At 62.6% G+C, this 14,071-nt stretch carries 13 protein-coding genes; 3 read left to right on the top strand and 10 right to left on the bottom strand.

Annotation, left to right across the window (positions count from 1 at the left end):
• Positions 1-117: 117 nt before the first annotated feature.
• From hutG to JOD78_RS02100, 7 genes are all read right to left on the bottom strand, one after another.
• A complete protein-coding gene (gene hutG, locus JOD78_RS02130; protein ID WP_121040183.1) occupies positions 118-915 on the bottom strand; it encodes an N-formylglutamate deformylase in 798 nt (265 codons plus the stop codon).
• A 19-nt stretch (positions 916-934) separates the two neighbouring features.
• The gene (locus JOD78_RS02125; protein ID WP_121040181.1) at positions 935-2,401 is read right to left on the bottom strand and encodes a formimidoylglutamate deiminase; all 1,467 of its coding nucleotides are present in this window, start codon (positions 2,399-2,401) and stop codon (positions 935-937) included.
• 97 nt (positions 2,402-2,498) lie between these two features.
• On the bottom strand, positions 2,499-3,158 hold the full coding sequence (locus JOD78_RS02120; protein ID WP_121040179.1) for a HutD family protein: 660 nt from the start codon (positions 3,156-3,158) through the stop codon (positions 2,499-2,501).
• Positions 3,148-3,921 carry an amino acid ABC transporter ATP-binding protein gene (locus tag JOD78_RS02115; RefSeq protein WP_245201944.1) on the bottom strand — a complete coding sequence of 258 codons (774 nt, stop codon included), beginning with the start codon at positions 3,919-3,921 and terminating at the stop codon, positions 3,148-3,150. Before JOD78_RS02115 ends, JOD78_RS02120 begins: the two co-directional genes overlap by 11 nt.
• Positions 3,921-4,586: an amino acid ABC transporter permease gene (locus tag JOD78_RS02110; protein ID WP_039788129.1), complete on the bottom strand. Its 666-nt coding sequence runs from the start codon at positions 4,584-4,586 to the stop codon at positions 3,921-3,923. The genes JOD78_RS02115 and JOD78_RS02110 overlap by 1 nt, the downstream gene beginning before the upstream one ends.
• 113 nt (positions 4,587-4,699) lie before the next feature.
• The gene (locus JOD78_RS02105) at positions 4,700-5,452 is read right to left on the bottom strand and encodes a glutamine ABC transporter substrate-binding protein (RefSeq protein WP_134136515.1); all 753 of its coding nucleotides are present in this window, start codon (positions 5,450-5,452) and stop codon (positions 4,700-4,702) included.
• A 138-nt stretch (positions 5,453-5,590) separates the two neighbouring features.
• On the bottom strand, positions 5,591-6,328 hold the full coding sequence (locus JOD78_RS02100; RefSeq protein WP_034332582.1) for an IclR family transcriptional regulator: 738 nt from the start codon (positions 6,326-6,328) through the stop codon (positions 5,591-5,593).
• 262 nt (positions 6,329-6,590) lie between these two features.
• Between JOD78_RS02100 and JOD78_RS02095 the strand changes: the two genes are divergently transcribed.
• From JOD78_RS02095 to prpF, 3 genes are read left to right on the top strand one after another with little or no spacing between them, the layout of a single operon-like run.
• Positions 6,591-7,313: a GntR family transcriptional regulator gene (locus tag JOD78_RS02095; RefSeq protein ID WP_034332584.1), complete on the top strand. Its 723-nt coding sequence runs from the start codon at positions 6,591-6,593 to the stop codon at positions 7,311-7,313.
• A gap of 53 nt (positions 7,314-7,366) precedes the next feature.
• Entirely contained in the window at positions 7,367-9,988 is a 2,622-nt protein-coding gene (gene acnD, locus JOD78_RS02090) for a Fe/S-dependent 2-methylisocitrate dehydratase AcnD (protein ID WP_209568976.1), read from the top strand.
• Positions 9,985-11,175 carry a 2-methylaconitate cis-trans isomerase PrpF gene (gene prpF, locus JOD78_RS02085; RefSeq protein ID WP_209568978.1) on the top strand — a complete coding sequence of 397 codons (1,191 nt, stop codon included), beginning with the start codon at positions 9,985-9,987 and terminating at the stop codon, positions 11,173-11,175. Before acnD ends, prpF begins: the two co-directional genes overlap by 4 nt.
• 87 nt (positions 11,176-11,262) lie before the next feature.
• Here prpF and JOD78_RS02080 read toward each other — a convergent pair whose 3' ends face one another.
• The 3 genes from JOD78_RS02080 to JOD78_RS02070 all read right to left on the bottom strand — a co-directional run bounded on the left by JOD78_RS02080 (position 11,263) and on the right by JOD78_RS02070 (position 13,796).
• A complete protein-coding gene (locus JOD78_RS02080) occupies positions 11,263-11,469 on the bottom strand; it encodes a hypothetical protein (protein ID WP_034334193.1) in 207 nt (68 codons plus the stop codon).
• A 122-nt stretch (positions 11,470-11,591) separates the two neighbouring features.
• On the bottom strand, positions 11,592-12,341 hold the full coding sequence (locus JOD78_RS02075) for a transporter (protein ID WP_209568980.1): 750 nt from the start codon (positions 12,339-12,341) through the stop codon (positions 11,592-11,594).
• Positions 12,342-12,863: 522 nt separating this feature from the next.
• Positions 12,864-13,796 carry an HDOD domain-containing protein gene (locus JOD78_RS02070; RefSeq protein WP_209568981.1) on the bottom strand — a complete coding sequence of 311 codons (933 nt, stop codon included), beginning with the start codon at positions 13,794-13,796 and terminating at the stop codon, positions 12,864-12,866.
• Between the last annotated feature and the right edge of the window lie 275 nt (positions 13,797-14,071).

Here is a 14,071-nt window from a genome sequence, read left to right as displayed (position 1 = left end):
CTGCATACTAAGCCTCGCCTGCATGAACGGATTTGACATGCATCAAGCCGCCCGGGCTGCAGCGCCGCAGCTGGCCTGCGTTTGCGCTGGATCAAATGGTACGGGCGCAGGCTCGCATCAGGGATGAAACGCCATGAAGCGCGTCACCAGCGCCTTCAGCACCGGCTTGAGCCGATCTGCCAACGCTGCCTGCAACGCGTAAGGTGCGTGCTCCTGCATGTAGCTGCGCTGCGCCAATTCCAGTTGGAGGGCATGGACCTGCCGGGCGGGCTGGCCGTAATGACGAGTGATGTAGCCGCCTTTGAAGCGGCCATTGAGTACGGCGGGAAACTGCGGTGCCAGTTGCTGCGCCAGCGCCAGCAAGTCTTCTCCAAGACCAGGTGCGCAGGCAGCACCGCTGGCAGTTCCGAAATTGAAGACCGGCAGTTCGCCCTCGAACAGATGCGGAATCACCGAGCGGATCGAGTGCGCATCCCACAGCAGCGCGTAGCCATGCACTGCCTTCAGGCGCGCCAGTTCGGCCTGCAGTGCCGCATGATAGGGATGCCAGTAGACCTGCAGGCGGCGTGCGACCTCGGCGGCATCCGGCTCACAGCCCTCGCGGTACAGCGGCAGGTTGTCGAATGTCGTCAGCGGACACAGCCCGGTGGTGTTCTGCCCCGGATACAGGCTCTGTCCGTCCGCTGGCCGGTTGAGATCGATCACGTAACGTGAATGAAAAGGACGAATCACCGAAGCACCAAGACCAACGGCAAAATCATAGAGCTCGGCGATATGCCAGTCGGTATCGTCCACCTGCAGGCCAACCGCACTAAAGGAGGCCAGCAACTCCTCCGGCAGACGGGTGCCCACGTGAGGCATGGAAATCAGCAGGGGCGAACTGCCCTGGTGCAGTTGGCAAATATCGTGCGGCATTACTGGCATCGTGCGGTCCTCAATCCTTCAACAATTCGGCAATCGCGCGGCGATAGGCGCGGCGCGCATCATCCTGCAAGGGGTGCTGCCCGGCGGTCACCACCTGGCGGCCACCCACGTAGACATCCTGGATGGGCTGGCCATCATGCTCGCAAAACACCAGTGCCGAGAGCAATTGCCCGGGGCTGCGATCGGCCAGGTTGACGTCGTCCCCGTCGAGGACCACGAAATCCGCCTGCTGCCCCACAGCCAGCCCGGCGACCGCGCGGCCGCTGGCAGCCGCACCGCCTGCCACGGCCTGGGCAAACAGGCGGTCGGCCGTGGCCGGTGACGCTTCGGAGGCCAGCACGTTGCGCCGGCGATGATGCAAGCGTTGTCCATACTCCAACAGCCGCAATTCGGAACGCGGGTTGATGGCGATATTGCTGTCCGAGCCCAGGCCCCAGGGAGTCCGGGACTGCAAAAGCTGCCCGGCATCAATGATGCCATCGCCCAGATTGGCCTCGGTCGTCGGGCACAGTCCCACGATCGCACCACTGGCGGCCAGATCCAGGTATTCCGCTTGATCCATGTGGGTGGCGTGAATCAGGCACCAGCGCGCATCCACCTCCTGCAGCGACAGCAGCAATTGCACCGGACGCTGGCCGCACCAGGCCAGGCAATCCTGAATCTCGCGCCACTGCTCGGCGACGTGGATGTGAACGGGAGCGTCGCGTCCTCCCGGCTGCTGGCGCAGGCCGCTGACCAGTTCTTCCAGGCCTTGCGGCGATACCGCCCGCAGCGAATGCGGGGCTGCGCCATAGCGGCGCATCGGGTTCTCCGGCAAGGCGTGCAGCAGGCGCTCGCGCAGGGCCAGCAGGTCGTCAGGCGTCGCGATGAAGCGCGCCTGCTCCTGCGAACCCGGCTGGCCCCCGAAGCCGCCGTACTGGTACAGCACCGGCAGCAGGGTCATGCCGATGCCCGCCTCGGACGCCGCCTGCATCAGCCGCAGCGCCAGTTCGGCGCGGTCGGCGTAGGGGCTGCCGCCCGGGGCGTGGTGCAGATAATGGAATTCGCAGACGGAGGTATAGCCCGCTTTGAGCATCTCGATATAGAGATGGCAGGCAATGGCGTGCAGGTGCTCCGGCTGCAGTCGCTGGGCAAAACGGTACATCAGCTTGCGCCAGCTCCAGAAGGAATCCGAAGGACTGCCCATGACCTCGGTCAGGCCGGCCATGGCACGCTGGAAGGCATGCGAATGCAGATTGGGCATGCCGGCAATCACCGGCCCGGATGCCTGCGCTGCTGTGCCAGGCGCGCTGCGGGCGCTGATCTCGATCAGGCGTCCGGAGTCATCCCAGCGCAGCAGGACGTCATGCTGCCAGCCATCCGGCAGCAAGGCCAGCGGGCAAAACAGGGCACGCGCCGATTGGCGAGGGAGCGCGTGCGCATGCGGCTGTGGATGTGCATGCAGGTGTTGCTGTGTTTGTTCGCCAAGCGATGCCATATGCTCACCTTTTATACTGGCGGTTTTGTAGTGTATGCCGGACACCGTTGTGCCGCTTGCAGCGGGTGGAATCAGAACGGCCTCGGCGCTTCAACGCTTACATGTGCTGGCCTTCCTTTTGCTTGGGGATGATGCAGACCAGCACCACCACCGCCCCTGGCGCACAAAGCAGATCGGGCATGCGCGCTCTGTGCCCTGGTTGCAGCCGCGCGAACTGGCCGGCGCGCAAGGCCTGTTGCAGACCGTCTTCATCGGAAAGGCAGGCGGCGCCTCTTGCCACGTACAACAAAGCGCTGTGGCTGGGCAGGCAACGCGAATTGCGCTCGTCCAGCATCACTACCCTGCCCTCGGCGACTTCACGCCGCACCATCAGGTTGAAGTCCAGCGTGGGCGCACCATGCATCCGCACCTGGATCGGCTGCTCGCCGGGGAAGTCGTAGGGCGCAAAGCAGTGCGCCAGATCGTGGACCTGCCGTCCCTCGCTGTGCAGCGTGAAACCGCCGCCTTCAAGCAGGACGATGGTGCGATCGATACCCTCGAAGGTGGAAAAATCTGCATCGCTACCGACGTCGGCCACGCTGGCCCGCCAGATAAAACTGGCGAAGTCGGCCTCTGGCGGCTCCACGCACAGTTCACGGGTCTGCCCGCCCTCGTTCTTCCAGGGGACGGCTGCCACGCTGGCCAGCTCGCCGACGAACGCTATCGCGCCGTGCTGCGGCACCCCGGAACCCGCCACCGCATGGGCTTTACCCGGCATGACCCACCTCGCGGGCCAGCATGGTTTGCAAGAAACTGCGGGTACGTGCCTCGCGCGGTGAAGTAAATATCTCGGAGGGCGGACCGGACTCGACGATGCTGCCGTGATCCATCACCACCACCACATCGGCCACCTCGCGCGCAAATCCCATCTCGTGCGTGACGATGAGCATGGTCATGCCGTCGCTGGCCAGGTCCTGCATCACCTGCAGTACTTCACCGACCAGTTCCGGATCCAGCGCCGAGGTGGGCTCGTCGAAGAGCATCACCTTCGGTTCCATGGCCAGCGCACGGGCGATAGCCACGCGCTGTTTCTGGCCGCCGGACAAGGTGCCGGGATATTCCTTCGCCTTGTGTTCCAGCCCGACCTTCCTGAGCAGCCGCAGCCCCTGCTCCTGCGCCGCCTTGCGCGGCACGCCGCGCAGGCAGGTCGGTGCCAGGGTGATGTTGTCCAGCACGTTCAGGTGCGGGAACAGGTTGAAGGACTGGAATACCATGCCCACCTCGGCGCGCAGCGCATCGAGCATGGCTTCAGGCATCATGCGCCCGCCCTCGACCACCGTATGACCGCCGACCACCACGGTGCCGCCCTCGGCGGTCTCCAGCCCGTTCAGGCAGCGCAGCAAGGTGCTCTTGCCACTGCCGCTGGGGCCGATAATGACGACCACCTGACTTGGGGCGACCGAAAAATCGATGTCCTTGAGCACGAGATGGCTGCCGAAGGATTTGCGCAAGCCTTTGATATCGACCACGCTGTGTTCCATCACACCCTCCCTTCGGAGCGCAGGACCTTCTCGATCCGGCGCAGCGCCAGCGTGGTCACGCTGGTCAGCACGAGATAGATCAGGGCAATGACCAGATAGGTTTCCAGCGAGCGGTAAGTAATGCTGATGATCTTCTCGCCCTCATGCATCAGGTCGGCGATGGTCAGCAGCGACACCAGTGCCGAGTTCTTGATCAGCGCGATGAATTCATTGCCCAGCGGCGGAATCATGCGCACGAAGGCCTGCGGCAGGATCACGCGGCGCATCGCCATCCGATAAGGCAAGCCCAGCGAGCGTGCCGCTTCCATCTGGCCGCGTTCGATGGACTGGATCGAGCCACGCACGATTTCCGAAATATAGGCAGCGCTGTAGATGCCGAGCCCGAGGATGCCGCACACATACGCCGGCAGAATCACGCCTACATGCGGCAATCCGAAGAACCACAGGAACAGTTGCACCAGCAAGGGCGTGCCGCGTACCAGCGTGAGATAGAAAGTACACAGGCCATACAACAGCCGGCGCTGCGGATTGAGTCGCCCCAGGCCGGTCAGCAGGCCCAGCACGCACCCCAGCACCAGCGAGGCGGCGGTGATTTCCACGGTCACCATGGTGCCGTGGAGGAGCGAGGGCCAACTGTCCCAGACGCCCGAAAAATCCAGTTTCATGAAGTGCTCCGGCAAAAGGAGTCGCTTGCCCGGTCACGGCTGGCGGACCGGGTCGGCCATGCAGAGAGGAATGGAGGAGCCCGGCGACAACGCCAGGCCAGGTGCGCAGGATCTCAGTCCTTCCTGGCAAACCACTTTTCGGTCAGCGCATCGTAGGTGCCGTTCATGCGCAAGGTCTGCAGGGCCTTGTTGAGATGCTCGACCAGCGCGGTATCGTTCTTGCGCAGGGCAAAACCATACAGTTCGGTGGTCAATCCCTTGTCCAGCACACGTACCAGCGGCTGGGTGCGGGCATATTCGACGGCGGCCGGACGGCCGGTCACCACCGCATTGACGCGGCCGGTGGCCAGCAGGTCGAACATGGCCTGGTTCTTTTCCACTTCCACGCGTTCCACGCCGGGGAAGTTGTCACGCAGATAGCTCACCGATTTGGTGCCGACCTGGACCGAGACGCGCTTTCCCTTGTTCAGGTCTTCCGGCACCTTGATGCTGTTGTCGTCACGCCGCACCAGCACGGCCAGACCACCCCGATAGTAGGGATCGCTGAAGGTAACCACCTTGCGGCGCTCGTCGGTCATGTAGATGGCCGAGGCAGCGATGTCGAAGCGGTTGGAAATGAGGCCGGGAATCAGGCCCTTGAAGTCGATGTCGATCCACTGGATCTTCTTGCCCATGGTTTTGGCCAGGGCTTCCATCAATTCGATATCGAAACCGGTACGTTTGCCATCCTTGACGAATTCCATCGGCGGGAAGGTGGCATCGGTACCGACACGGATCACGTTGTCGGCGGCACGGGCGGCAGGCGCGGCCGCCACCAGCAGAAACAGGCTGGCCGAGACGGCGCACAGCAGGCGGGAAAGCTTCATCATGAGTTCCTCGGTAGAAACGACGACATGGACTGGACGCCGGGGTACCGGCGTAATGGATTATTCATCCCTGGGCCCGGATGGGGCCCTCCCGCGTCCAGCCAGCACCGTCTCTCCGGACGGCGCAGCCTGACTGGCTTAAAAACGATTACATATGCGCTGGGCGGACTCCACCGTCATGCGGACCAGCTCCTGTTCGCGGTTACCCACGCGCAGGGCCGGCGCCATCAGGGTGATGGTGCCTTCCAGGCGGCCATTGGAAGTCATGATGGGTACCGAGACGCCCCACACGCCCAGGTCCACTTCACTCTCGCTGATGGAATAGCCGCGACGGCGAATCTCATCGAGCTGTGCTTCCAGCGCGGCGGCTTCCTCGGGCTTGTCGCCCAGCTGGTCAGCCACCAGTTTCTGTTGCAGCTTGCGTGGCATGAAGGCCAGCAGGCTCTTGGCCGATGCTCCCTTAAGCAAGGGATGTGCCCGGCCCTTGGTGAAGGAACAGCGCAGTGGCTGATCGCTTTCTTCCATGGCGATGCACACCATCTGGCCATTGATCGGCACCAGCAGGCCCACGCTCTCCCCGCTGCGCTGGACCAGCGAAATGATTTCCTCGCGGCTCTGGCTGATGAGGTTGGAGTTCTGGTCGAACCCCCACGCCAGCTGCACCCCGGTCGGACCCGGCTCGAAGGTGCCGGAATTCATGTGCTCCTGCAACAGTCCCCATTTCTTGAGGGATGCCAGGTGGCGATAAACGGTACTGACCGGTTGTTGCACCATCGCAGCAATCTGCTTGGCACTGACGGGCTTGCCGGCACGGGCCACGCCGGCGAGTACGTGGAGAACGCGGTCAACGATGGTAGAGGTTTGTGGTGAGTCCATGGCGGCAATATAAGGTTAAATTCTCACTTTGGGCGAACGATTCCCGTATATGAGGAAATAAATAGAAAAATTTTGAGCTACTTTTTCATATATTCCCAGCGGGCGGCTGAATTTTCTCACCTGTAACGAAAATTGCCTCATGCTATTTTTTTACTAGGTAGTGCCGAAAATATTCTAGTGTCGACACTTCTTCCATTTTTCAGGCGAAGTGCTATGATTAAACGCATCAAATTCCTTGGATTGTTGACACGGTAAAAAACCCATGAGCGAGCTGATTGCACTGCCTGGTGCCGAACGTGAGGGAGAGACCCTCTCCGAACACGTTTTTCGCAAAATCCAGAGCGCCATCGTGCAGGGCGAGATCGCGCCCGGCAGCAAGATTTCCGAACCGGAACTGGCCCGCACCTATGGCATCAGCCGCGGACCACTGCGCGAAGCCATCCACCGGCTGGAAGGCCAGAACCTGCTGGTGCGCGTGCCGCACGTGGGAGCGCGCGTGGTTTCACTGACCCTGGAAGGGCTGGTGGAACTGTTCCAGATCCGCGAATCGCTGGAAGGCATGGCTTGCCGCCTGGCGGCGCAGCGCATGAGCCGCGCCGAGCTGGACGAGCTGCGCCGGGTGCTGGAAACCCACGAGAAGGACGAAGCCTTCCAGGCCGGACGCGGCTATTACCAGCAGGAAGGCGACTACGACTTCCATTACAAGATCATCCAGGCCAGCGGCAACCAGATCCTCACGCGCATTCTCTGCGGCGAGTTGTACCAGCTGGCGCGCATGTATCGCATCCAGTATTCGGCCGCACCCAACCGGCCACGCCAGGCCTTTGCCGAACACCACCGCATCCTCGATGCCTTGGCCGATGGCGACGGCGAACTGGCCGACCTGCTGATGCGGCGTCACATCGGGGCCTCCCGCCGCAACATCGAACACCAGATCGCCCAGACCGGGCCCGGCAGTACCGGGCAGCAGCGCGATCAGGCCTGAACGCATTCCTCCACACAACAACCATTCCATCAACGAGACACGAGCCAACCGCCATGAATACCCAATACCGCAAGCAACTGCCCGGCACCCGACTGGATTATTTCGATGCCCGCGCCGCCGTGGAAGCGATCCGTCCTGGCGCATGGGAAACCCTGCCCTACACTTCCCGTGTGCTGGCAGAAAACCTGGTGCGCCGCTGTGATCCGGCGACCCTGACGGATTCACTGCGCCAGCTGATCGAACGCAAGCGTGAACTGGACTTCCCGTGGTTCCCGGCGCGCGTGGTGTGCCACGACATCCTGGGCCAGACCGCGCTGGTGGATCTGGCCGGCTTGCGCGACGCAATTGCCGACATGGGCGGCGACCCGGCCAAGGTCAACCCGGTGGTACCGGTGCAACTGATCGTGGACCACTCGCTGGCGGTGGAATGTGGCGGCGACGATCCGCAGGCCTTCGAAAAGAATCGCGCCATCGAAGACCGCCGCAATGAAGACCGCTTCCACTTCATCGACTGGACCAAGCTGGCGTTCGAAAACGTGGACGTGATCCCGCCCGGCAACGGCATCATGCACCAGATCAATCTGGAGAAGATGTCGCCGGTGATCCACGCCAAGGATGGCGTGGCCTTCCCCGACACCCTGGTCGGCACCGACAGCCACACCCCGCACGTGGACGCGCTGGGCGTGATCGCCATCGGCGTCGGTGGCCTCGAAGCGGAAAACGTCATGCTAGGCCGCGCCTCCTGGATGCGCCTGCCCGACATCATCGGCGTGGAACTGAGCGGCCGCCGCCAGCCCGGCATCACTGCCACCGACATCGTGCTCTCGCTGACCGAATTCCTGCGCAAGCAGAAGGTGGTGGGGGCCTATCTGGAATTTTATGGCGATGGCGCGGCCAGCCTGACGCTGGGGGATCGCGCCACCATCTCCAACATGGCCCCGGAGTATGGCGCGACGGCCGCCATGTTCTCCATCGATCAGCAGACCATCGACTACCTGAAGCTGACCGGTCGCGAAGATGAACAGGTCAAGCTGGTGGAAACCTATGCCAAGGAGGCCGGCCTGTGGTCCGATAGCCTGAGCAAGGCTGAATACGAGCGCGTGCTGCGCTTCGACCTCTCCACCGTGGTCCGCACCCTGGCCGGTCCCAGCAATCCGCACAAGCGCCTGCCGGTCTCCGAACTGGCCGCCCAAGGCATCGCCGGCAAGGTGGAGAGCGAGCCAGGCAAGATGCCCGATGGGGCCGTCATCATCGCCGCCATCACCAGCTGCACCAACACCAGCAACCCGCGCAACGTGATCGCAGCCGCCCTGCTGGCACGCAATGCCAATCGCCTGGGCCTGACCCGCAAGCCGTGGGTCAAGAGCTCGCTGGCACCCGGCTCCAAGGCGGTGGAACTGTATCTGGAAGAAGCGGGCCTGACCGCTGACCTCGAAAAGCTGGGCTTCGGTATCGTCGCCTTCGCCTGCACCACCTGCAACGGCATGTCAGGCGCGCTCGATCCGAAGATCCAGCAGGAAATCATCGACCGCGACCTCTACAGCACTGCCGTACTGTCCGGCAACCGCAACTTCGATGGCCGCATCCACCCGTATGCCAAGCAGGCGTTCCTGGCCTCGCCGCCGCTGGTGGTGGCCTATGCCATTGCCGGCACCATTCGTTTCGATATCGAACAGGACGTGCTGGGCGTGACCGCCGAAGGGAAGGAAATCCGTCTCAAGGACATCTGGCCCAGCGACGAGGAAATCGATGCCGTGGTGGCTACCGCAGTCAAGCCCCAGCAATTCCGCAATGTCTACACCCCGATGTTCTCCGCCCGCGTGGACCGCAGCCAATCGGTCAGCCCGCTGTACGACTGGCGTCCCCAAAGCACCTACATCCGCCGTCCGCCCTACTGGGAAGGTGCGCTGGCCGGTGAGCGCACGCTCTCGGGCATGCGTCCGCTGGCCGTGCTGGGCGACAACATCACCACCGACCACCTCTCGCCCTCCAACGCCATCCTGCTCGACAGCGCGGCCGGCGAATACCTGGCCAAGATGGGCTTGCCGGAAGAAGACTTCAATTCCTACGCCACCCATCGCGGCGACCACCTGACCGCGCAGCGCGCCACCTTTGCCAATCCCAAGCTGTTCAACGAAATGGTCAGGAAGGCCGATGGCAGCGTGCAACAAGGTTCACTGGCGCGCCTGGAACCGGAAGGCAAAGTCATGCGCATGTGGGAAACCATCGAAACCTACATGGAACGCAAGCAGCCGCTGATCATCATTGCCGGGGCTGATTACGGCCAGGGTTCCTCGCGCGACTGGGCCGCCAAGGGCGTGCGCCTGGCGGGTGTGGAAGCCATCGTGGCCGAAGGCTTCGAACGCATCCACCGTACCAACCTGATCGGCATGGGCGTGCTGCCGCTGGAATTCAAGGCCGGCGAAAACCGCAATACCTACGCCATCGACGGCACCGAAACCTATGACGTCATCGGCCAGCGCCGTCCGCGCGCCGACCTGACGCTGGTGATCCACCGCAAGAATGGCGAGCGTGTGGAAGTGCCGGTGACCTGCCGCCTCGATACCGCCGAAGAAGTGTCGATCTACGAAGCCGGCGGCGTGCTGCAGCGCTTCGCCCAGGATTTCCTGGAAGCCTCCGCCAACGCCGGCCAGAACGCCAAGGAACAAGCATGAGCCAAGTCCCCCAGATCCGCATTGCCGCCACCTATCTGCGGGGCGGCACCAGCAAAGGCGTCTTCTTCAAGCTGGATGACCTGCCCGAAGCCGCCCGCGTCCCGGGCCCTGCGCGCGACAAGCTGCTGCAGCGCGTGATCGGCAGTCCTGATCCCTATGGCAAGCAGATCGATGGCATGGGCGGTGCGACTTCCAGCACCAGCAAGACAGTGATCATTTCACGCAGCGAGCGGCCGGGCCATGATGTCGACTACCTGTTCGGCCAGGTCTCCATCGACAAGGATTTCGTGGACTGGAGCGGCAATTGCGGCAACCTGTCCGCAGCCGTCGGCCCCTTCGCGATTTCCGCCGGGCTGGTGGACCCGTCCAAAGTGCCGCAGGACGGCGTGGCCGTCATCACCATCTGGCAGGCCAACATCGGCAAGACCATCGTGGCTCATGTGCCCATTCGCGGCGGACAGGTGCAGGAAACCGGCGACTTCGAACTGGATGGCGTGACTTTCCCCGCCGCTGAAGTCCAGCTGGAATTCATGGATCCGGCGGCCGAGGAAGAAGGCGCCGGCGGTGCCATGTTCCCCACCGGGAACGTGGTCGATACGCTGGAAGTGCCCGGCGTCGGCAGCTTCCAGGCCACCATGATCAATGCGGGCATCCCGACCATCTTCCTCAATGCCGACGAGATCGGCTATACCGGCACCGAACTGCAGGACGCCATCAACAGCGATCCCGCCGCGCTGGCCCGCTTCGAGACCATCCGCGCCCATGGAGCGATCCGCATGGGATTGATCAGCAAGGTGGAAGAAGCCGCGACCCGGCAGCACACGCCCAAGGTCGCGTTTGTTGCGCCGCCCAAGGAATATGTCTCTTCGAGCGGCAAGACCGTCACGGTACAGGATACCGACGTGCTGGTGCGTGCCATGTCCATGGGCAAGCTGCACCACGCCATGATGGGCACGGCTGCCGTGGCCATCGGCACGGCAGCCGCCATTCCCGGAACGCTCGTGAACCTGGCGGCCGGCGGCGGTGAACGCACCAGCGTACGCTTCGGCCATCCGTCCGGGACCTTGCGTGTCGGTGCGGAAGCGAAGCTGGAAGACGGCCAGTGGGTCGTCACCAAGGCCATCATGAGCCGCAGCGCGCGGGTGTTGATGGAGGGGTGGGTGCGGGTGCCGGGGGATGCGTTCTGAGGCGAGGCTGCGGCCAGTGGCTGCAGACATGAAAAAGCCGGCCACCTTGCGGTGCCGGCTTGATCGGCTTGCGGGTCCAGGGTGGACTCAGACGCGGTAGATTTTCTCCCCGGTCTGGACGATCCTGAATTTCTCGTTGGTCAGGGGATCCAGCGCGCGACCATCAGCCAGCTTGTAGCTGCGGCTGAAGGCCTGGGCCGCTTCATCGGCCTCGTCCTGCTGCGTCTGGTACACCTCTACGTGGTAAGGTGCGCCGGTCTTGCCCTTGGCATCGAATTTTTCCACCAGATCCATATGTCGTCTCCTTAGTCGTGGCCTAGCGCCAAGGTCAACGATAGCAGATTTGGCGCGGCTTTCCAGCGCATTGCATGTTGCAGCGCACAGAGATGAAGCTTTGTGCGCCGTTGCCTGCCTCGTCAGAAGTGCAAGGTCACTCCGACGCCGAACTGGCGCGTCACCTCGGCCTTGTTCAGGCCGAATTTGGCGCCGGCATCGATGTCCACCGTCTTGTTGGGTGACCAGATGGCCCCCACCAGGGCATACGAGGGCAATTTCCGGCTGGACGCGTCCTGATTCTGTGCCACGCCGGTATCGGCCACCAGTCGCCATTGTTCGTTCAGCCCATACCAGACCGCCACCGAGGCGCGCCAGATGGTCTTGCGCTTCGTTTCCTGTTCAGTCTCCAGCTTGTACGGGCTATAGCGCAGGCCCAGGTTGCCGTGCAGGGTCCAGGGGCCGGTCTCATAGGAAGCGATGCCAGTCAGGCCCATGCCGTTGCGGCCGCTCCCCAGCCCCTTGCTTTCCTCGCCGCTGGGCATGAACAATTCCGGCTTGAGCGCCAGGGCCAGACCGTCCGCCTCGTAGTAGCGCCACTTTGCTCCTGCCGAGACATCGCCCACCCCCGTGCCGTTAGGCGACTGAAAGGTCTGTGGCAGGTTGAAGAACAGGTCGAGCTTGTCGGTGACACCATAGGTGAAGGTAAACGCGCCGACGTGACCAGCATCGCCACTCTGCTTGCTCCAGTCGGTATTCATTTCGAGCTGGATACCGCCGGCCCCCTGTACGCCGGCATCGTCGGTGTTCAGCGGGTGGGCCGCGAAGGCGGGATGGCTGGCTGCCAGCAGCAGTGCGGTCAGGCAGGACAGACGGATGGTGTTGTTTTTCATGAAAGACCCCACTTTCTTGTACTTTGTGTACTTTGTTTTGATCGGTACGGCATTCGCGTGGCCACACTGACACACCCGTGCCTGCCACGGACGTGACGGAGCACGCCGCAGGCGACGGGTACAGCAAAGTGGTCGGAGCGAACCGAAGGGAAATCGCGCCGCTGCCATGCCGGGACACATTAGCAAAGGAATTTGCCAGGCATTCCGGACAGGAGAGGCGCAGGCAAGGCCTTATTGATGAATATGTCCTCGTTGGTGGCTGCGGTAAATGCCGTGGCTTTTACGGAAGGAACATCAATCTGGCTGGGTTCATCGAGCCTTGCATGCGGCTGGAAGCGAAGTTTTGGCAGGGTCTGATGATGACGGGGAATGCCGGCTGCAGGCGGTTCCTGCAGCGATCCTGACGGTCAACAGAGGCGCTTCACTTCCAGAGCGAGGGGGATAGTACCATCGGCGACTGACAAATCAGCAACAAAAAACTTCGATTTTTCATGACTAAATCTGACGATTCTTGCAGATCCGTCACTCCGGCTTTTCCGCGGCGGCAGCCAGTTCGGTCCCGATCTCTCGCAGCACCCGGGTCGGCACCTTGAGCAAGGCCCCCCAGTCACTCCAGTCCCACGAAACGCGGCCGCACAGGTACTCCAGGCTGGAGAGCGGCAGCTCGAAGCGCTGACCCAGCGCCAGCAGGCGCGGCAGCAAAGCTGGCCGTGCGGCATCGCTGGCCACGCAGACGTCCGCCACACAAGCCGCCAGTTCCAGCAAGCGAATCAGACGCTGCTGGCGGTCTTCCTCGTCCATGCCGGTATTGTCGGCGTCATGGTGATACAGCACCGTTTCACAGAAGAGCTTGGGGAAATGCCAGTCCTGCATCATCGCGGCGGCCAGCTCCAGGTGATTGAATCCGAACAGCGCCTTTTCTTCCTGGCGCAACTGGCTGCCCTGCACGCCGCTAGCCAGCAGTTCGCCATACCGCTTGGGACGGGCCGAGGCCAGACCCAGGCGGCCGATATCGGCCAGCAGGCCGATGGTGAACATTTCTGCCGGGGGAGCCACCTGCAGCAGGTCGCCCAACGCCTGGCCGGCGCAGGCCATGGCCGTGGAACGGCTCCAGAACAGGTCGTAATCGAATTCCTTGCAATCGCCGCGCCGTGCCGATTCCGTCAGCGAAATCGCCAGCGCCATCTGGCGTACCGCGTGCAGCCCCACCATCAGCAACAGCTCGACATTGACGGCTGCAACCATGCGCCCCTTGTTGATGTTGGGGATGTTGGCAATCTGGATCAGGCGGCCGGCCAGTACAGGGTCGCCCTGCACCTGCGCCACCAGATCCGGCAGCGCGATGTCTTCCTGCTGGCACATCTGCATGATCTTCAGACGCACGCCGGAAGGCGCAGGCAAGACTTCGGAGTCTTGCAGTTCACGGAAAACCTTGGGATCGACGTAATGAGACATGAGGATTGGTGTGATTCTTTTGAGTTCGATGCTTGGCGCAACGCCAATTGGAATTGACGACAAGCATACCCAAATAATAGCCGTTGTGCGTTGCATCATTGCAAACTGAAATCAAGTTTCATGCGTGCTCGCGACCTTCCCGCTGACAGAAAGGCAAGACAGGCACTGACAGCTTCCGGACCGGCTTGCCGTTAAGCTGACCGAGCGTGACAAGTAGCGGCAAATTTGCCTGAACCTTCATATAACTTGCGGCAAAGCCGGGACAAGGACGCGGC

This window comes from Herbaspirillum sp. 1130, assembly GCF_017833835.1.
Lineage (GTDB): Bacteria > Pseudomonadota > Gammaproteobacteria > Burkholderiales > Burkholderiaceae_D > Herbaspirillum > Herbaspirillum huttiense.
This window is presented reverse-complemented; position numbering and strand designations above follow the sequence as displayed.

Excerpts from the sequence above, each read along its gene's own strand:
- hutG (WP_121040183.1), bottom strand. The coding sequence starts at position 915 with ATGCCGCACGATATTTGCCAACTGCACCAGGGCAGTTCGCCCCTGCTG.
- JOD78_RS02125 (WP_121040181.1), bottom strand. The coding sequence starts at position 2,401 with ATGGCATCGCTTGGCGAACAAACACAGCAACACCTGCATGCACATCCA.
- JOD78_RS02120 (WP_121040179.1), bottom strand. The coding sequence starts at position 3,158 with ATGCCGGGTAAAGCCCATGCGGTGGCGGGTTCCGGGGTGCCGCAGCAC.
- JOD78_RS02115 (WP_245201944.1), bottom strand. The coding sequence starts at position 3,921 with ATGGAACACAGCGTGGTCGATATCAAAGGCTTGCGCAAATCCTTCGGC.
- JOD78_RS02110 (WP_039788129.1), bottom strand. The coding sequence starts at position 4,586 with ATGAAACTGGATTTTTCGGGCGTCTGGGACAGTTGGCCCTCGCTCCTC.
- JOD78_RS02105 (WP_134136515.1), bottom strand. The coding sequence starts at position 5,452 with ATGAAGCTTTCCCGCCTGCTGTGCGCCGTCTCGGCCAGCCTGTTTCTG.
- JOD78_RS02100 (WP_034332582.1), bottom strand. The coding sequence starts at position 6,328 with ATGGACTCACCACAAACCTCTACCATCGTTGACCGCGTTCTCCACGTA.
- JOD78_RS02095 (WP_034332584.1), top strand. The coding sequence starts at position 6,591 with ATGAGCGAGCTGATTGCACTGCCTGGTGCCGAACGTGAGGGAGAGACC.
- acnD (WP_209568976.1), top strand. The coding sequence starts at position 7,367 with ATGAATACCCAATACCGCAAGCAACTGCCCGGCACCCGACTGGATTAT.
- prpF (WP_209568978.1), top strand. The coding sequence starts at position 9,985 with ATGAGCCAAGTCCCCCAGATCCGCATTGCCGCCACCTATCTGCGGGGC.
- JOD78_RS02080 (WP_034334193.1), bottom strand. The coding sequence starts at position 11,469 with ATGGATCTGGTGGAAAAATTCGATGCCAAGGGCAAGACCGGCGCACCT.
- JOD78_RS02075 (WP_209568980.1), bottom strand. The coding sequence starts at position 12,341 with ATGAAAAACAACACCATCCGTCTGTCCTGCCTGACCGCACTGCTGCTG.
- JOD78_RS02070 (WP_209568981.1), bottom strand. The coding sequence starts at position 13,796 with ATGTCTCATTACGTCGATCCCAAGGTTTTCCGTGAACTGCAAGACTCC.